Below are 16,684 nucleotides of genomic sequence, written 5' to 3'. Positions count from 1 at the left end.
GAGCGCGTCGTCGTGGAGAACTTTACCGAGCAAGAGATAGGCACAGTTGAGGCCGTCTTCGCGATCCTGGGTGATCCGCACTTCACCGAAGAGCACGGATCTCATCTCAAGATCAAGAAGAGCGGTGAGCTGGCCAGCGAGCTTCCAACCACCAACCCTTGGGCGGGGCTCAAGCAATTGGTCGCTGCACAAGGACTGGAAGCCGACGCGATCCTGTGCCCGGGCGACATCGCCTTCCAGAACAGCGCCAACACGCTGTCTGCCGGATGGAAGCATCTGGTCGACTTGGGCGAGCTCATGAAGTGCGAGCATGTTGTCAGTGCCACAGGCAACCACGACGTGACGTCTCGTAGCCAAGCCGAGACGTTTAAGAGGGCGGTGATCCGCAACCTCAAAGCTGGCAACGGCCCGTTCGAACTGCTCAAGTGCCTGCACCCGCCCTATCCATCGGTGACCCGCGGCGACACAGATCACCAGCGGGGGCGGGATCACCGCGTCCGCTATTTTGGCGCCAGCCTGTTGCTAGTGACGGCAGCCAGGTACCAGATACTGATCGTGAACAGTTGCAGCGAGCACGGTCACGACGAATTCGAGCATGAGCGGGGCACCTTCCCGCCCTCGGCCGTCGACGAACTCAAGGTCGCGTTGACGCAGTGCGATCCCAAGAGGATCAGCGTGGCCATCATGCATCACCCCCCGGAGTCGCATACCCAGGATGGCGCCGGCGCCCACGATTTCATCGACAATGGACAAGAACTGCTGAAGCTGTTGGCCGACCAGGGCGACTGGCTGGTCGTGCATGGTCACAAGCATGAGGCTCGACTGGGGCAAGCGTCGGGCAGCGGCCTTCAGCCCGTCGTTTTCGGCGCCGCCAGCTTGGCCATCCACATTGAAGAAGTCAAGGGCACCGTGAGGAACCAGTTCTATCTGCTGAAAGTCCGCTTGGAGTCTCGGGGATTGACGGGCCGGTTCCAAACTTGGGACTGGTTCACCGGGCGTGGGTGGGAGCCTGCCAGACCGGACGGCGACGGCATTTACGACGGCGCGACCTTCGGCGCACGAGATGCAGGTCGCGTAATCACTGACATCGCGGCGCTGTCGCCACTGCCCATGGATTGGAGCGAAGTAATTCGCAGGGTACCTGACGCCGATCTACTGCCTCCTGAGGCCCGCAACCAAGTCCGTCAGCGCCTGCGCGCGAGGCACAGCTTGCATATCCACGTCGACAGCAAGGGCGGCCAGTGGACGAGGCTTGAAAAGGCAGCGTCATGAGTCGCCAAACCTTCCTCGAACCGTTCAACGCCAAGGCGATGTCCTACGCCGAGGTGGCAAGGACGTTTGTGCCATCCACGAAGTTCACTCAGTTGGCCGGCGCTTGGAATTCGGTGCTGGTAGGCCCGCGAGGTGGCGGTAAGACGACGCTGTTCAAGATGCTCAGCGTGGAGGGCCAGGAAGCGTGGACCGGCTCCGCCGCCGAGCAATACAAACAGACGGTTGGCTACACCGGAGTCTACGTTCCCTCGGATATCGCCTGGGGCACGATGCTCGAATCGCTGATCGAGGCTGGCCAAGACGAGACCGTCGGCATCTTGTTCTCTGAGGCTGCTTTTGTCACACACGTGCTGCTCTCCGTGGCGATCGGCATAGACCGGCATGTGGCACTTAACCCCGTGCTTCGCCTTGAACCGGGCGCCGAAACTGCAACGGACAAGCCGACACAGGCTGACCTGGAACGGGTCATAGCGACGATTGCGAGGCTTTGGAAAGTCCAGCCGGTATCGCTATCCCCGGCCAGCCTTGTCGATGCCCTTAGGGAACGGCTGCTCGATATCAAACGCGACACCCGGCTACGGGCCAAGCTTAAGCTCACCGGTACCCCAACTCAGGAATACCTGGGCATTGATATGCTGGAGTCCGCCTCGCAGGCGCTGCAGGCCTTTGATGCGACCTATCGCAGGCCGGATCACCGCTGGTGTCTACTGCTCGACGAATTCGAGGTGGCGCCTATGCACCTGCAGAAGACCGTGCTGGCCGCGATGCGCGCGAGTGGCGCGCAGAAGCTCCTCTTGAAGGTGGCACTAGCTCCTTGTGGCCCAGACCTACTCTACGACCAACAAGGCAGTGCCCCACCCAGCCAGAACAATGACGTGCAACAAGTCCAGCTCTGGTATGCGGACAAGACCGAGGCCATCGAGTTCTGCCAGCAGGTGTTTCTGTCGCGCAGCAACATCTACCCTGTGCTCGCCGGCAAAATGCCAAGCGATATATTCGGCACTTCGGCCTATGCAGTGGTCGACGATAGCGAAGACGCCGCGCAGAACGATCTGTTTACCCTATCAGGCCGCAATAAGAAACAGGTGACTGAGCAGTTCCAATCGCTGGCCGAGAAAGATTCGACCTTTCGGGAGTTCCTGCGCCGAAAGCAGATCGACGTGTCGCGCGAGTTGGGAATGCAGCCCAGCGATCTCCACGGCAATACCCTGCGAAAGATCGCGCCACTGGTGGCGTTTCGCAATGCCTACAAGGGCAAGAGTGTTGGGAAGAAGCGGGGCGTAAAGCCATTCAACACGGCCTACTCCGGCTGGGAATCCATCGCGGCGATCAGCGAGGGTAATCCGCGCTGGCTGATCGGTCTCATCACGCGGATCATGTCAAACAATGATCAAGTCCAATTCCCGGTGCCAACGCCGCAGCAGACTGCAGGGGTGCAATGGAACTGCCAGCGCTACGCTGAAATGTTGCAGTCAGTCGCCAACGAGCAATTTGGCTCTATCAAAACATCCACGCCAATCTACGACGTGCTGTCCAAGATTGGTGAATACTTTCACAACCGGCTCGTCAGGGCGACCTTCGTCGAAGACCCGCCCATGTCGTTCGTCGTTGATGAGCACGTCGGCGACGACGTGGAACACGCTTTAAGAATCGCCGTGAACCATGGTGCAATCGTCTGTTACCAAATCGCTGCCGACGTCGGAGGGTTCCGCACCCTGCGTGGATTGCGGTTTCGCCTGACCTATCTGCTCGCCCCGGTTTTCAAACTGCCAATGCGGAAATCGAAGTCGGTATCGCTCTCGACCATCTTGGAGGCCAAGCCGGAAACACCGATCAGCCAAGACAATCCGACCGCCAATCCAGCCGGGCAATTGATCCAGGGAGACCTATGGGCGAACTAGCCGTCCGCAACCTGAGCCAAAAGAGAATCGAGGGCAAAGAGCCTACAGCTAGCCTGAGCGAGGCACCTTCCCTAGTGGTCATTGCCGCGGACTCTGGTTCGCGCCGGGGCCACATGCTCAATCTACTGCAGGACGAAATCGACGTTGGCGGCTCGCGAGTCGTCGCGGTCTGCGATACTCCTGCAGCCACGGTCCCCAAGTCGCTGCGCCGTCAACAGGTCGAGCAGCTGAGTTGCTCGGCAGCGTGTGACATGGTCCGCACTCTGGCGCGTGATGCGAACGGAGTCGCATCAATCCTTATCGACCTGTCATGCCTGGCGCGGCAGCACATCGGCGCGCTCTTTGCTGCGGTTAAGGATCTGGCCAAAGAGGGTCCCGTCGAACTGCAGATCACCTACAGCCTCGCGCGGTTCGTGAAGCCGCCGGTGAACTGGTCGACGGCCATTCGGCGCATCGCTCCGGTGAACAGCGAGTTCGCCGGCTGGACGGCCGCGCCGGACAATCCGATCGAGTTGGTCATCGCCCTCGGCTATGAGAAAGGCAAAGCCATCGGTGCGGCGGAGTATCTGGAGCCGGGCGGCACATGGCTCTTCGTGCCAACTTCTCCGGAAGAGAAATACCTCCGCGAGGTCCAGGCCCAAAACAAGGAGCTACTGCTTGAACGTAAGACCAAGCAGTTGGAATACGAAGTACTGTCACCCGTCGATGCCTATCACACGCTGCTGTCGTTGGTGCGTGGCATGCGCAACGTGGCACGCCCGATCTTGTTGCCATTCGGCCCGAAGATCTTCTTTGGACTATCACTCTTGGTTGCGATGGTCATAGACGAGGCCGCAGTCTGGTTCGTCGATGGCGAGAACACCAGCAGATCTGATATGAGCCAGCCATCGCTTCATGCGGTGATCATGGGCTGCCGCATCGAGCCCCTCTCGGAATCTGCCGCCGACGCGTAGCCGTCGCGGTCGACACTTCGACCTAGCCGCCGGTGCGCCGGCGGCCTACGCTCACAGACTGGTCATGAAACTGCATTCTGGTTCGCGCCACAATGACCGCAGTGAGTCTATCGCAGTAAGCGATGAGGGGCACCGACCGACCGAGATTCGCTGCGTAGCAGTCATTGGTGAGCGCACATCCGAACTTCTGCTTTGGGTCGGATTGCGCCGACCGGCGCCTCCCCTCGGACGCCTGAAGTCGGCCACGAACTGTCGGTGACCAACGGCCGGAATGGGTCTTCAAGCCACATGAGGCAGCGTGCCGCAACGCACGTCGAAACGCTCTCGCACCCTGTCGAGGCTACGCTGGAAGTGGTTCGGTCGTCGCCGAAGGAACAGCGCCAGCTTGAGAAGTGACATGAGGCGACGATACGAAGGGTGCCAACGGTCAATATCGATGCCAAATTCGTCGGTGACAGTCTTCGGAACCGCGCCAATCAGCAGCACAGCATTGTGGAGCGTGTGCGTCGCCATCGTGGGAGCCAGCGCCTCTTTCGCCTTACGATTCAGGTCTGGAATATCAAGCTCGTAGAGTGGAACGCTTTTGAGCTTGTCCAGATAAAGAAGGTGTACGAGAAAGTACGCGGCGACCGTGCTCAAGTAGTTCACGGCTGAGGTCGTCTGAATCGACACGACATTGCCGTTCTCTGAAACGTAAGGCTCGTATTCCTGGCCCTCCTTGAAGAGGTAGCCGCTGGCGTTCACGACAACACTGCCAGGCTCGATCCTTCGATGGGCGCCGCTTCTGAACAGCATCGTCGGCTCGCCATCGCGATCCACGACGTCCGACAGGTAGTCCATGATCACCTCCGCGGTGCCGTTCTTGATTGCTGCGTTTTCTGCAGCGGACAGCAGGCCGAACATGAATCGTTGGCAGCGATCATTCAGCGATATGCCGTAGTTCGTTCGGAAGTGATCGGCGAAATCACGCTCATTCGTGCCGTCGAAGCGCGCCGCGCAGTCCAGGAAAGCATCGAGGGACGTGCTCGCAGCCCACCAGCGCCGGGCTCCTACTGGAAAAATCTTGCCTCGGTCCGCAAACATGGTTCCGACTCCCACCACCAGATGGATTCGCTTCCCAGGGAAGTGGGTCAGCAGCGTGTGGGCAGTGTCCATGCCGGTCTTGCCGCCGCCGATGATGTACACGGGGGCGTCGCTGCAGCGCATGTCGTGTCCGGTCAGATCGTGCAGATCCGGTGAGACGGAACGGACAAACGTGCTCGATATGGGTAACGGTTGATTCTGCTGGACGTTGTTGCCGAATGCCTTCACGCACTTCTTGGCGTGAATGACTAGCGGCTGCGCATTCCGTGCAGCCGGCGCGAAATGGATGTGGACGAGGTCTGAAGACTCTTCATGGCCAAGATACTCGTAGCCAAAGTACTCTTCGACTGTGACCCGTTTCTTCAGCGTTTCCAGACAGTGCGCAAGATGCGCGACCACCTCGGGGCGTGTGGCAAGATAGCTGCGCTCCTTCCCGAAAGTCCAGGCGATATTGCCCGCAGTGAACATTTGGTGCGGCTGGTGCAAGCGGACATAGTCGTAGGTACGCGTCCACATACCGCCGACACCCGGGCTGCGGTCGATAAGAACAACCTTGTCGCGTGGCGCCAAGTGTCGGCTTGCTGCAAAGAGTGCGTTCAACCCCGCGACACCGGCGCCCACGATGCAAAGATCGCATGCGACGACGTTCCTGTGGCCGTCGCTCAATTCATCGAAGCTCATGGACCCAGCCTCCAGTCGGCTCGCCGCGTCGGGGATAGCCGCGATTCGTTCTCTTCACCTCAGCCCCTGCCCGATGCAATAACGGTCGAGTATGAACGTTTTTAGCCCAGAGCCAACTGCCTGCGCAAGAATGGCACGATAGCGAGGGCAACGGCTTCCGGATTGTCGATGAAAGGCCAGTGTCCACTGTCCCGCAGGATCAACACCTCTGCACTGGGAAAGACCTCGCGCTGTCGTTCGGCGTAATCCACGGAAATATAGGGGTCGTGGGCGCCCCACACTATCTGTGCCGGCAGATCGAGCGGGCGTAGTGCGTTGGCGATGCTCTGCATGGCGTCGTTCGTTTCGCGGGTGTTGCGGTAGAGACGCAACACGGCGCGTCGGGTGCGCGAGTCGAGATGTTTGTATATCTGGTTGACGTATTCCACTGGCAAGCCGCGCGGGTTGCCGTGCCTGAGCAGGAGCTGCACCCCGGTACGCGTTGTTGTGGCCATGAAAAGTTCGCCTAGCCACGGCGTCTGCCAGATGCGTGCGAGATAATGCCAACGGTAGTTAAGCAGGATGCCTGTGTCGATCAATGTAACGCTCGCAACGGCGTCGGGATTTGCGGCGGCCCACGCGAGGCCCCACGGGCCGCCGAAGTCGTGCATCACGAGGTGAGCGCGACGGACATTGCACTCGGCCAGCAGCATACCAAGGTGGCGAGCGTAGCCAGGCACGCTGTAGTCGAACTGTTCAGGCTTGTCAGCAGCACCGAAACCGGGCATATCCATGGCAATGGCGCGGCCGAACTTGCCGACACTGGCCACCAGTCGCGTCCAGTCAGCAGTCGACCCCGGATTCCCATGCACGAAAACGACAGCCTGGACGGCTTCGGGTGGACCTTCCTCCAACAGCGGCGAGCGGATTCCGTCGACGTGGACCGATTTCTCCATCATGACTCTCCGGGGGACAAATGCAGACCTGCCGCTCTGACGGGGGCGCCGGGTTGCACACAGAGCGTGCTGAGGGCCATCGCAGATCTGCCTCGCCGTCGCGGATCACGCTGTTGTTCACATTGACCTCATGCCGGCAAAGGAATTGAGTTTGACTCAGTATAGGCAGCGCTTGTGGCATCAACCACCCAGATTCCCGAGATTAGCATCGCTTAGCGAATAACACGGACCTCCTCATGCGGCGCAGATCCGCTTATGCGAGGCCGAGCGCTCGCAAGCCATGGCGGACCCTTGATCGTCGGTTTCTGACTGCTTCTGAATACCGGGCCACGCCGGGGGAGCAAAGGCGGCTTGCCTCATCAGATCGGATTTTCCGGGCAGACGGCCGTTATACCTTGAGAGCAGCCGCGCGGGCTGCGGAGGATCGAACGGCGGATGTGGGTGCGTCAGCGACCGCTGGCATAGGCGCACACTGAATCTCCTTCCAAACTGGAAGGAGATCGTCATGGCAACGCACAATGACCCCGCTGGCTCCCGCGAGCCGTGGAACAAGGGCAAGCTAACCGGACAAAAGTCTCCGTTGAAGCTTCCGGAGATCTGGGCGATTCGAACCAGGTTGCAGATGTCTGCGAACATCCGCGAACGGGCTTTGTTCAATCTTGCGATTGATAGCAAGCTTCGGGCTTGCGACCTAACTCGGTTGCTCGTCCAGGATGTCTGCCAAGGCAGCCACGTCGGATCGCGAGCAATTGTCATGCAGCGGAAGACCCAACGACCGGTTCAGTTCGAGATCACGGAGCGAACTCGTCAGAGCATCGAGACTTGGGTAAAGGCCCGCAGACTGACGCCAAGCGACTATCTGTTTCCGAGTCGACGGCATGCATCGCCGCATATTTCGACGCGACAGTGTGCACGGCTGGTTCACCGATGGATCGCCTCTATCGGACTGGACGATACGGCGTACGGCACGCACACCATGCGTCGCACGAAGGCATCGTTGATTTACCGGCGCACCAAGAACCTTCGCGCTGTGCAGTTACTTCTCGGCCATTCCAAACTCGAGAGTACCGTTCGTTACCTCGGCATCGAAGTAGATGATGCCCTAGAGATGGCAGAGCAAACCGAGGTATGAAGCCAAAGCAGGCCGGCGGGCGGTCGCTAGCCGGCCATGATCGGACTCTCGTCCGATGCGTCGTCAAGACATTCACATGTCAGTTTCAGTCAGCAAGCGGTCGTTCGATAGCCGCGAGACAGGGTCGCGTCATCGGCCGACAGGGTCATATAGCAGAAGAAGGATTAATGCGGGTGTTCGGACGGGAACCGTCTTAGCAGGGAGTGCCTTCGACCTCTCGGCTGTGCTCTAAATAGTTGACCGGCCTAGAGTTCTCGTCAGACCGCATCGCACCCCGCGCCTTGCGGGACAGCGAGAGGGACGCGAAAGGCAAATGGTTGGACCGCCCTCCTCTCCCGCCGCGCGGCTTCGCTCAGCCCGGACACGACCATCGTTGCCCGGAGAGTTGGAAACGCCACTGGTGAGCAAAGAGCGTTCGCGGAACAAGCATCTCAAGTCTGCGATCCTCCTGCGGGCGATGCCTCGGGATGGTGATCGCGTCTTGAGCGGAATGGACAGCCGTTCGCTCAAAGGGGCTCGGGTGAAGTGCCGGGGAGCGGTGCGGAATTGAGGGTCTGCGTTTCCACGACCTACGGCGGGAGGAACTAAGCCGGATGCTGGAGAAGGGACTGAACTTGGTCGAAGTCTCGGAAGTGAGCGGCCTCGGTCTCCTCTAGATGTTACAGGTCTATGCGCGGCCAACAGTGGAGAGCATCGCGGCGAAGTTGGGATAGACTGATCCCCGAGCATATGGAATTGGGCGCGGTTCTCGAAAGGGGCTGCGCCATTTTTTGTTGCCTGCGGTCTCGGTTGGGCCTCAGACAATGTCCACTTCGAGCTTGCGTGCCTTCGCAATTTCGAGAACGTAGGGCTGCGCGAGTTTGAAGCAATCCAGTATGGTGTAGTCCTTGCCGCTCTCCGCTCCGGCTTGTAACAGTGAATCTTCAACTGCGGCCGCATACATTCGCATAACGTCAACTATTGAGATTTACAAAAAACATGACAACGGATTCAGGGCTGGCGCGTTTCATCTCTAACGGGTTGATTGGAGATACGCGCCGTGTCGAAGAAGCCGTTAGACGATGCAACGAAGAAGCGCTTGCGAGCTGGTCGGATGCTGTTGGCTGGCAAGCGACCAGCCGAGGTGGCATTGGCCGTGGGGGTAGCCCGACAAACGGTGTACACGTGGAAAGCTCTGCTCGATGAAGGCGGAATTGATGCGCTACGGGCTGTGCCAGGTCGAGGCCGCCCAGCCAAGCTCGAGCCGGAGCAATTGGCCGAATTGCGCGGGGCGTTGCTGCAAAGCCCGACTGCGCATGGCTTTGGGACCGAGCTATGGACACTCAAGCGCGTCGGCTCGCTCATCAAGCGGACGTATGGCGTCGAGTTCAGCCAAACGCAGATCTGGCGCATTCTTGGGGCGTTGGGTTTCAGCGCGCAAAAGCCAGATCGTCGCGCGATCGAGCGAGACGAAGACGCGGTGCGCCACTGGAAGCGCCACACTTGGCCTGCGCTTAAAAAAAAGCCCAGCGCGAAGGCCGATTGATTGTCTTTATCGACGAGACTGGCATCAGCGAGCGGCCCACGCGTGTGCGCACCTGGGCGCCGAAGGGGCAAACACCCATCATCCAGTTTCATTTCAACTGGAACCATGTGTCGGCGATCGCCGGCCTGAGTCGCACCAACTACCTGTTTCGGCTGTACGAAGGCAGCGTCAAGAAAGAACAGGTGGTCGAGTTTCTTAAGGCGCTCAAAGCGCATCTGAAGCAGCCGTTGCTGATCATCTGGGATGGGGCCAGGCCCCATCGCGCCGCAATGGTCCGCGAATATCTGGATTCTCTCGAGGGACATATTCATATGACCTTCCTGCCACCGTACTGCCCTGAGCTCAACCCAGTTGAGTACCTGTGGGCATGGCTCAAGCGTCACGCGATTGCGAACTTCTGCCCCGACAACCTCAACGAGTTGCATACCGTCGCCCGCAACAAGCTCAAAAGCGCTCAACACCGGCCTTCGATCATCGCCGCGTGCTGGGTTCAGGCAACGTTGTGGTGATGTCATGATTTACGGAAAGATCAATAGATGGGTCGTGTCGATGTTGTCGTAGCGACGGATAAGACGTTCTGCCATATTTGCTCCTCTCGTGAGTTGGGGCGATTGCCACCGGTTCAACATTCTAGTCTTTCGCCCGCCTGACATCCGGTGGTAATCGCCTGCGCTGCAACGCGCAGAGGCTCTAGGAGCGACCAATGCGCTGCAGGCGAATGTTCCGAAATGGCGGGCCACCCCTCGCAACGGACAACGGCACGCCGCGCCCTCGAATCGCTTCGAGCAGGCGCCGCCTCTTGTCCGCTTCGATCCGGTAGCCAAAGATCACCTCTTTTATCGACCCTGGCCCGAAGAACAGCTTCTGGCCGACGAGCGGGTGATCACCAGGCATTGGCGGCTCCTTGAAGATGAACCGCGCTTCGCCTTCCAGCTCCCACTTCTTGCGCTTCCGCAGCCCGGTCATATCCAGCGCCGAGTAGCCATCATCGTCAACTAGATCAAGCAGCGGAAGCTCGTCGCAGTACTTCACGAGATAGGCCGTCCCAAGCAGCGGCGGAATATCGAAGTGGATGCAAACACCGGTGTAGTCCGCCGCATAGGCGCTCCAGAGATGCCCGTTCCCCGGCGACAGCGCCATACTGAGGATGCGGTACTGAAGGTTGACCGCATCGTGATATGGGCCGCGCGTGGCCCCGGCAAACTCGCTTAGCTTCTCGGGAGTGAGCAGCGCTAGTTCTTGCTGAATCTCTGCCTCGGTGGGAGGGATGTCGCGATGGGCGATGCAACGCCGCGCCCACGCTTCGACCTTCGTCTTGTACGCCGGATCATTCAAGTCCCCGATAACGAGACTGGGCCTGCACTCCTCCGGATCGTTTAGCTGACGCGGCTTTGGGCAGAAGATGCGGCTGTCGCGAAGGATTTCCAGCGTGTGGTCGAAGTACTGTCCGTCCAGCGACTTGTACTTGAAGAGCGGACCTCGATGAATGCTGATCTGATCGTTGATGATGAGCGGCATCTTCTTTTCGCGAGTTGTGCTGGCCGCTCACATTCTAGCCGGAGATGCCCGTCCCTCTCGCGTTCCTCTACCTGCCGCGCAGCCGGGAGAGCGTAAGGGAAGGAAACCCTTAGTTACGGGAGCCCGCCGCGAACCCCTCCAGGACCGCACAGCATTCCGTTCGGGTGCCCTGCACTTTCAAGCAGTTGCTTACCCGCAACGGCGTTTACGAGCCGAATAGGGAAACGGGGCAAGCCGACCGATGGAAAACAGCTCGCCGGCAGTGATCCGTTTGCCGTCGATGTACTCACCAATCATGAACCTGTTTCGCCCCGACGGATTCTCACGCATACACGTGGGACAAGAAGTGGAATTTTCAACGTGGCTCCTTGATCTTGCGAGCGGCAGCGCCAGCCAGCGGCGATGAGCAGCATGCAAATCGTACGAGCGTTTTACTCTGCTACCATCATACCGAGCAAAGTTGCATGGGCAACTCGTTAGCAGGGCATAAGACCAAGCCAATGATTGGAGGGGGCGACCTTGAAAGTGTTTCTGAGTTATGCCAAGGAAGACAGCGCGATTGTCAAAGAATTCCACGACCACTTCAAGGCGATGGGACTCGATCCCTGGATGGACAGTGAAAGGCTTCTGCCGGGCCAGGCGTGGGAGCGCGAGATCGACCGGGCTTTGAACGAAGCAAACGTTGTCATTCTGTTCCTGAGCCCCCGCACCGTTAAGAAACGCTCCTTCGTAACGCGCGAGGCCAACGCAGCGGTACAGAACCTGCGGTACAAGAAAGCGGACGACATCTACATCATTCCGGTTCTGCTTGAGCCGTGTGAGGTGCCGGAAGAAATATCCCAGCGAGCTCAATACGTTGAAATTGCCGAGCCGGGGGCGAAAAACAAGATTGTCGCCTCAATCATGCGCGCAGCGGAACAGCAAGATATTGCCATACTGAACGGCGTCGAACACGGCCCCTATCAAGTATTCTCGCGTTCAGTTGATGAAACGAAGGCTGGGCGGCCAGGGCACCAAATCTCCCTTGACTACCCCGAATTCGTGTCGGCGCGCTTCCCTGAAGTGGCTGGAACTCTGAGTAGATTTTTCTCTGGCAGGTCCGCTCAAGTACTGATCGACAGCCGGACGAAGCCTTGGGACACGAACACCGACTATCCCCCTGAGCCGGAAGGCGAGTTCAATCTCTTCCATGCCAACGGGCGATGGGAGAATTTCAGTGTAGTCTCGGCTACCGAACATAATGTCAGCGTGTACTACAACTGCAGTTGGTACGGCGCAGGCGCCGCTCACTCCAACGAGTTCCACGAAACCTTCAACTTCGCCGTGGTCGATGACCAGCCTTACCCGTTCAAGCTGGAAGAGATCTTTTTGAACGGGGACAAGGCTGCTGAAATCATCAGTCAGGAGTGTAGAAGGGCGTTAGCGCGCGAGTATTGGACTAGAAGCGGACACGAAATTTCGTCCGACGAGTATTGGAGGGAAGCCTTCCTTAATGCGACTGCTCCAAATCTATCAAACTTCCAACTCTTCACGGTAGCAGACGGGAAGCTCACATTCTACTTCGCACCTTATGTCGTGGCAGCGTACGCCTTCGGATCGTTCATAGTGGATGTTTCCCTCTACGATCTGAAGGATGTCTTAGCAAAAGGGGAAAAATCGCCTCTGGTGTACTGACCTTATTAAGACTGCCGGTGCGCTAGGCTCCGTCATATGCGGGCCTGCGAAGGCTCTTCGTGCAACAGCATGACTTACAGGCCGTTGCCTTGCACAACCTTATGGCAGGGCGCCTGCCAGAATCGATTGAGGTAATCAAAACAGACGAGGAGGATAACGACGATTGGGTCGAAATCCGATTCGGCAAGATTGATCCCGCCATCGCTCCTCCCGGATAGCGATACTGGGCTTGTTGGGCACAGGGGATCGGCGGACGACTACGCCGGTCGCCGTGGCCCAGATCCAAACGTTCTGCGATGAACCTTCGCACCTAGTTTCGGCCATTCATTGAACGTTGCCCGTATGACCGTGTCGGCAAAAGTGCAGCAGCAGCCCGTATAAAACGGATGTCCGAAGTTGCATTTAAGCGGTCATCAGTCTCCCGCCGATCCAAATGGCGGCCCAGGGTCGGCTAGAGACGACGAGCATGACCGACCGCGGGGTCCCTCGTCACAGCCCAATAATTTCATGATCATGAAATCATTGATTGGACACTGCTTCGAACTGTCGCCGGCCAGGCCTACAGCCTAGATTTAGAGGTCACTGTGAAGGGCTCTGCCGTTCTCGGAAAGTCAGGACTCTCTACATCGAGCGCGTGGCCGCCCGTCAGCCTCCGCGGTCGACCTGTCCCTATTCTGCAGACCTTCATGCATCGTCTCGCAGCGTATCAACATCATTGTCGCGGGCTCCTCGTCTGCGCTGGCGTCGGCAGCCTCCGCGGCGGTGCGCAGATATACTTGCCGGGAGACGATGGCGGCGATCACGATGAAGGCGCCGACGCCGAAGGCCCGGGCCAAAATCGGACGGTGTCGTGCCATGGAAATCCTACGGGATAGCAGGGGTGATAGTAGCGAGACTACACGAAGCTGCCACGAGTCTGGGCTACGCCATTGCACGATTGACACCGCCTCTGCTTCGCCGTAGCGAGGCCGGGGCCTTGAGTAACACCGCACTGGGCCGGATGAACATGCCAAAGACGATCACGCCCTTACCGCGCGGCCAATACTGGGCCACACCCCACGCCCCCTTTCCGCTGGACGGTCCGAACGGCCATGACGAAGTCTCCCCTGGCGCCCACTGCGTCAGCGACGGCAAGTGGGTGTCCTTCTATAAGAACGGAGCAGAAGTCTGGGCGTGCAATGCCATCTATGCCGCAGCGCATTTCGACTTTGCTGGCGTTTCGAGCGCCTGTCCGCCGATGGCCGACTGAGGTTCCGGCGGCGCCGACAGACGTTCCGCCCTCCCCCATTCAACATAACCTCCCAGCAACACTGCAAATTTCTCAGTACGGGCGTTATGTTCAAATAACCGCCTCTCTTGGCCGGCCCTCAGTTGAGGCCATCTGCCAAGCGCAACTGAACTTTATGAATGAGCCGGCTCGCCATGCGCTGGACGGACTGCCAAGCGCATTCCCATCGCTTTGAGGATCGCCGAGAGATTGCTCAGTACAGGATTCCCGGTCGGGGACAGCGTGCGATAGAGTTGGGTCGGATTCAAGTGAGCTTGCTGAGCTACAGCCTGGACACCGCCGAACGCCTTGGTCAGCTGGCGAAGCGTAATCATCAGCTCGGCTTGATCACCATCCTCGAGAATGGCGTTGAGTGTCTCTAGGGCGAAGGCCGGATCCTCGCGGAACATTTCGGCCATCGCGTCATCGTGGTGTCGGTCTTTCATTAGTTGGCCCTCCGTTGCCAGTCTTGCCAATACGCGCAAGCACGGTCAATGTCAGCGCTCTGCGTGCGCTTATCACCACCGCACAACAGCAGAATGATCTGCCCTTTTGCGATGCCGTAGTACACGCGATAGCCGGCACCCACGTCGACACGCAACTCCCAAACGCCATCCCTACAAAACTTGTGATCGCCAAAGTTGCCCTGCTCGGCTCGGTTCAAGCGGCGAACGACGGAGACCTTGGCGGTGCTGTCTTTCAAGACACGTAACCATTCGTCGAAGATGTCCCGCTGATCCGGAGTCAGGTAGTGTCGAATCTCATACATGACCTATTTTCGTCTATAAACGAAAATAGGTCAAGGCCGCTCCTCGCCTCCGCCACTATCGGCGTCAAGCGGTCGATACCGCTCCAAGAAGGATACGCCCGTGCCATGGTGCTTTTACTTCACAATGTGTGACCACTGACTGCCTCTTTGCTGTGGCAGACCTCGAACCGGAGCACTGGATACCCGCCGCTCGCCACAGCGCCGTGGGCTTACAGCAACTCCGGCAGTATGGTGCGGCTGCACCGCCGACCTCGCCCAGTCGGAAACGCCGGCCGCAGGCTGGCTCGGCGCACTCCTGAAGGCGGCCCCGTTCCGTCAAGAATTGGGTACTCTGTGCCACTAACTGCCAGCCGGCCTCACCCAAAATTCCCCTTCCTGGAGGCGGCGCATCGCCGCTTGATAAGGCCCCGTCGCGCCTTATCGCCGCGTTCAGGACGGCCTGGCCGCAGACGGGATGCTTCCCGGCTGGCGATCATCAGCGCCAGAGGTGGCGCGCGAAGAACGTCAGCGTGCGGTCCCAGGCGACCTGCGCCCAAGCGGCGTCGTACTGGGTACCGGCAATGCGGCCATCGCCGATGGCTTCCTCGTTGGCAAAGGCATGGTGCGCAAGGTAACGGTGGAACGTCGCGTCGACGCCGCCGGCGCGCAGCTTCTCCTCGAGCTTGTCGAAGTCCTCGGCCGCAAAGAACGCGTCCTGCGTGGCCGAGTGAACGAGCACCGGCACCTTGATATTGGCAGGGTCGATGGCATCCAGCGGCGGCATGCCGTAGAACGGCACACCTGCCTTCAGCTCGGGGATGGCGTTCAGCGACAGCAGCGTCAGCGCGCCACCCATGCAGAAGCCGGTGATACCGATGCGGCTGCTCAGGGTGCCGAGGTACTGCACGGCGCCGCGGATGTCCTGCGCCACGGCGTCGCCGAAGTTCAGCTTGGACATCAGGTGGTGGGCCTCTTCCTGCTCGACCGTGCTGGCGCCGCGGTAGAGGTCCGGCACCAGCGCGTAGTAGCCGGCACGCCCAAGGCGGTCGGCCACGCCGCGAATCTGGTTGTTCAGGCCCCACCACTCCTGGACAACGATGATGGCCGGGGCGCCCTCGGTGCGATCCGGCTTCGCAAGGTAGCCGTTGACCGACTGGCCGTCGGGACGGATGAACGAGACGGTCTGACCGATGTGTCGCATGATTGGCTGCTCCTGTCGTTCGCTGTGGACCAGATGGGCCGGATGATAGCGCAAGGGAGGTGTCGGCAGCGGCAAACGGCGAACACGGCGACTATGCGACCCGGAAAAACTCCACTGACTGCCCCACAGTGACCGCCCGCCGCAGCGAGCCGGGCATGTCGCCCTGCCCCACCCGACTCTGCCCCTCGGCGTTGCGGTAGCAGACCACTGGCGGTGACGCTGGGGCCGTCGGCGTTGGCCGCCTGCCAGATGGTCTGGACCGCCCCGGTGGCGATATTCTTCAACGCATCCGCCAAGTCGGGATGGTCGATGGTGACGCGCGTGCGCCCGCGCAGTTCCTGCCAGAACGCCTGCAACACCTCGGCGGGCATGCCCACGCTGCCCTTGCGCGCCAGGCTGCGTGGTCCGCTATGATGAAATCACGAACCACCGAGGGAAGGCGAAATGGCTTCAAAACTGATCCACTACATCATGAGTCAACGCTTTCAAAACGTTGTCGGACGCGGTATCCAGCAAGCCGTGGCCGTGACGCGTGCGTCAGGTTTGACTCCGGCAGGCGATCCGAACATAAAGCCGAGCGCTGCTCCTACGACGACTGTCATCGTTGAAGGTGTCCCTTCCGCAAAGCCCGTACGCAAGATCTGAGCGACACCGCGTCAAGGGCATTCATCAGACGAGCCTAACGCTGTATCAGGCGCTGCGTTCGCCCTTGGCCAATGGCTGTGCGCGACAATGCGCCGCTTGGTCCCTTCCTTTTTCTTACGTATCGTTGCAACGCTATCGGAAATTGACAT

Annotated in this window: 15 protein-coding genes and 2 pseudogenes; 8 read left to right on the top strand and 9 right to left on the bottom strand. The window is 59.4% G+C overall.

The annotated features are described in order from the left end of the window. The first annotated feature begins 12 nt into the window (after window positions 1-12). The 3 genes from ACZ5MJ_RS36785 (at window position 13) to ACZ5MJ_RS36775 (ending at window position 4,126) form a co-directional block, all read left to right on the top strand. On the top strand, window positions 13-1,272 hold the full coding sequence (locus ACZ5MJ_RS36785) for a metallophosphoesterase family protein (protein ID WP_464227260.1): 1,260 nt from the start codon (window positions 13-15) through the stop codon (window positions 1,270-1,272). Beyond that, entirely contained in the window at window positions 1,269-3,173 is a 1,905-nt protein-coding gene (locus ACZ5MJ_RS36780) for an ORC-CDC6 family AAA ATPase (protein ID WP_464227259.1), read from the top strand. Before ACZ5MJ_RS36785 ends, ACZ5MJ_RS36780 begins: the two co-directional genes overlap by 4 nt. Window positions 3,174-3,286: 113 nt before the next feature. Continuing rightward, a complete protein-coding gene (locus ACZ5MJ_RS36775; RefSeq protein ID WP_464227258.1) occupies window positions 3,287-4,126 on the top strand; it encodes a hypothetical protein in 840 nt (279 codons plus the stop codon). A 279-nt stretch (window positions 4,127-4,405) separates the two neighbouring features. On the opposite strand, the gene ACZ5MJ_RS36770 is transcribed toward ACZ5MJ_RS36775, so the two are convergent. Together ACZ5MJ_RS36770 and ACZ5MJ_RS36765 are read right to left on the bottom strand one after the other, a co-directional pair. Beyond that, window positions 4,406-5,890, bottom strand: a complete 1,485-nt coding sequence (locus tag ACZ5MJ_RS36770; protein WP_464227257.1) for an NAD(P)-binding protein — start codon at window positions 5,888-5,890, stop codon at window positions 4,406-4,408. 101 nt (window positions 5,891-5,991) lie between these two features. Then, window positions 5,992-6,828, bottom strand: a complete 837-nt coding sequence (locus tag ACZ5MJ_RS36765; RefSeq protein WP_464227256.1) for an alpha/beta fold hydrolase — start codon at window positions 6,826-6,828, stop codon at window positions 5,992-5,994. 502 nt (window positions 6,829-7,330) lie between these two features. Here ACZ5MJ_RS36765 and ACZ5MJ_RS36760 point away from each other — a divergent pair. Next, the gene (locus ACZ5MJ_RS36760) at window positions 7,331-7,957 is read left to right on the top strand and encodes a tyrosine-type recombinase/integrase (protein ID WP_464227255.1); all 627 of its coding nucleotides are present in this window, start codon (window positions 7,331-7,333) and stop codon (window positions 7,955-7,957) included. Between the two features lie 796 nt (window positions 7,958-8,753). On the opposite strand, the gene ACZ5MJ_RS36755 is transcribed toward ACZ5MJ_RS36760, so the two are convergent. Further along, complete coding sequence (locus ACZ5MJ_RS36755; RefSeq protein WP_464227254.1) at window positions 8,754-8,900, bottom strand: hypothetical protein; 147 nt, start codon at window positions 8,898-8,900, stop codon at window positions 8,754-8,756. Window positions 8,901-8,996: 96 nt separating this feature from the next. Here ACZ5MJ_RS36755 and ACZ5MJ_RS36750 point away from each other — a divergent pair. Continuing rightward, window positions 8,997-9,991, top strand: a protein-coding gene (locus ACZ5MJ_RS36750) for an IS630 family transposase (protein WP_464225665.1) whose coding sequence is annotated in 2 segments (ribosomal slippage) — window positions 8,997-9,462 and window positions 9,462-9,991 — 996 coding nt in all. Because the reading frame shifts where the segments join, the coding sequence is not laid out codon by codon here. A 181-nt stretch (window positions 9,992-10,172) separates the two neighbouring features. Here the strand turns inward: ACZ5MJ_RS36750 and ACZ5MJ_RS36745 are convergent. Continuing rightward, entirely contained in the window at window positions 10,173-11,000 is an 828-nt protein-coding gene (locus tag ACZ5MJ_RS36745) for a hypothetical protein (RefSeq protein WP_464227253.1), read from the bottom strand. 525 nt (window positions 11,001-11,525) lie between these two features. Here ACZ5MJ_RS36745 and ACZ5MJ_RS36740 point away from each other — a divergent pair. Further along, window positions 11,526-12,674 (top strand): TIR domain-containing protein, encoded by a 1,149-nt coding sequence (locus ACZ5MJ_RS36740; RefSeq protein ID WP_464227543.1) that lies wholly within the window; start codon window positions 11,526-11,528, stop codon window positions 12,672-12,674. Window positions 12,675-13,680: 1,006 nt separating this feature from the next. After that, on the top strand, window positions 13,681-13,923 hold the full coding sequence (locus ACZ5MJ_RS36735) for a hypothetical protein (protein WP_464227252.1): 243 nt from the start codon (window positions 13,681-13,683) through the stop codon (window positions 13,921-13,923). A gap of 152 nt (window positions 13,924-14,075) precedes the next feature. Here the strand turns inward: ACZ5MJ_RS36735 and ACZ5MJ_RS36730 are convergent, their stop codons facing one another. From ACZ5MJ_RS36730 to ACZ5MJ_RS36710, 5 genes and pseudogenes are all read right to left on the bottom strand, one after another. Then, window positions 14,076-14,387, bottom strand: coding sequence for a helix-turn-helix domain-containing transcriptional regulator (locus tag ACZ5MJ_RS36730; RefSeq protein ID WP_022540235.1), 312 nt, complete (start codon window positions 14,385-14,387; stop codon window positions 14,076-14,078). Continuing rightward, complete coding sequence (locus tag ACZ5MJ_RS36725; RefSeq protein ID WP_464227251.1) at window positions 14,387-14,710, bottom strand: type II toxin-antitoxin system RelE/ParE family toxin; 324 nt, start codon at window positions 14,708-14,710, stop codon at window positions 14,387-14,389. Before ACZ5MJ_RS36725 ends, ACZ5MJ_RS36730 begins: the two co-directional genes overlap by 1 nt. Before the next feature lie 475 nt (window positions 14,711-15,185). Further along, window positions 15,186-15,890, bottom strand: coding sequence for a dienelactone hydrolase family protein (locus tag ACZ5MJ_RS36720; protein WP_464227250.1), 705 nt, complete (start codon window positions 15,888-15,890; stop codon window positions 15,186-15,188). Window positions 15,891-15,981: 91 nt separating this feature from the next. Then, window positions 15,982-16,128: pseudogene (locus tag ACZ5MJ_RS36715) on the bottom strand (H-NS family nucleoid-associated regulatory protein); the annotation flags it as partial. Beyond that, a pseudogene (locus ACZ5MJ_RS36710) lies at window positions 16,120-16,288 on the bottom strand (DNA-binding protein); the annotation flags it as partial. The pseudogenes ACZ5MJ_RS36715 and ACZ5MJ_RS36710, both read right to left, overlap by 9 nt. A 46-nt stretch (window positions 16,289-16,334) precedes the next feature. Here ACZ5MJ_RS36710 and ACZ5MJ_RS36705 point away from each other — a divergent pair. After that, the gene (locus ACZ5MJ_RS36705; protein WP_464227249.1) at window positions 16,335-16,535 is read left to right on the top strand and encodes a hypothetical protein; all 201 of its coding nucleotides are present in this window, start codon (window positions 16,335-16,337) and stop codon (window positions 16,533-16,535) included. Window positions 16,536-16,684: the final 149 nt, after the last annotated feature.

This window comes from Cupriavidus sp. LA-1, assembly GCF_055385985.1.
This window is presented reverse-complemented; position numbering and strand designations above follow the sequence as displayed.

Bases quoted from the DNA above. Each gene is read 5' to 3' on its own strand.
- ACZ5MJ_RS36780 (WP_464227259.1), top strand. From the start codon at position 1,269: ATGAGTCGCCAAACCTTCCTCGAACCGTTCAACGCCAAGGCGATGTCC.
- ACZ5MJ_RS36775 (WP_464227258.1), top strand. From the start codon at position 3,287: ATGCTCAATCTACTGCAGGACGAAATCGACGTTGGCGGCTCGCGAGTC.
- ACZ5MJ_RS36770 (WP_464227257.1), bottom strand. From the start codon at position 5,890: ATGAGCTTCGATGAATTGAGCGACGGCCACAGGAACGTCGTCGCATGC.
- ACZ5MJ_RS36765 (WP_464227256.1), bottom strand. From the start codon at position 6,828: ATGATGGAGAAATCGGTCCACGTCGACGGAATCCGCTCGCCGCTGTTG.
- ACZ5MJ_RS36760 (WP_464227255.1), top strand. From the start codon at position 7,331: ATGGCAACGCACAATGACCCCGCTGGCTCCCGCGAGCCGTGGAACAAG.
- ACZ5MJ_RS36755 (WP_464227254.1), bottom strand. From the start codon at position 8,900: ATGTATGCGGCCGCAGTTGAAGATTCACTGTTACAAGCCGGAGCGGAG.
- ACZ5MJ_RS36745 (WP_464227253.1), bottom strand. From the start codon at position 11,000: ATGCCGCTCATCATCAACGATCAGATCAGCATTCATCGAGGTCCGCTC.
- ACZ5MJ_RS36735 (WP_464227252.1), top strand. From the start codon at position 13,681: ATGCCAAAGACGATCACGCCCTTACCGCGCGGCCAATACTGGGCCACA.
- ACZ5MJ_RS36730 (WP_022540235.1), bottom strand. From the start codon at position 14,387: ATGAAAGACCGACACCACGATGACGCGATGGCCGAAATGTTCCGCGAG.
- ACZ5MJ_RS36725 (WP_464227251.1), bottom strand. From the start codon at position 14,710: ATGTATGAGATTCGACACTACCTGACTCCGGATCAGCGGGACATCTTC.
- ACZ5MJ_RS36720 (WP_464227250.1), bottom strand. From the start codon at position 15,890: ATGCGACACATCGGTCAGACCGTCTCGTTCATCCGTCCCGACGGCCAG.
- ACZ5MJ_RS36705 (WP_464227249.1), top strand. From the start codon at position 16,335: ATGGCTTCAAAACTGATCCACTACATCATGAGTCAACGCTTTCAAAAC.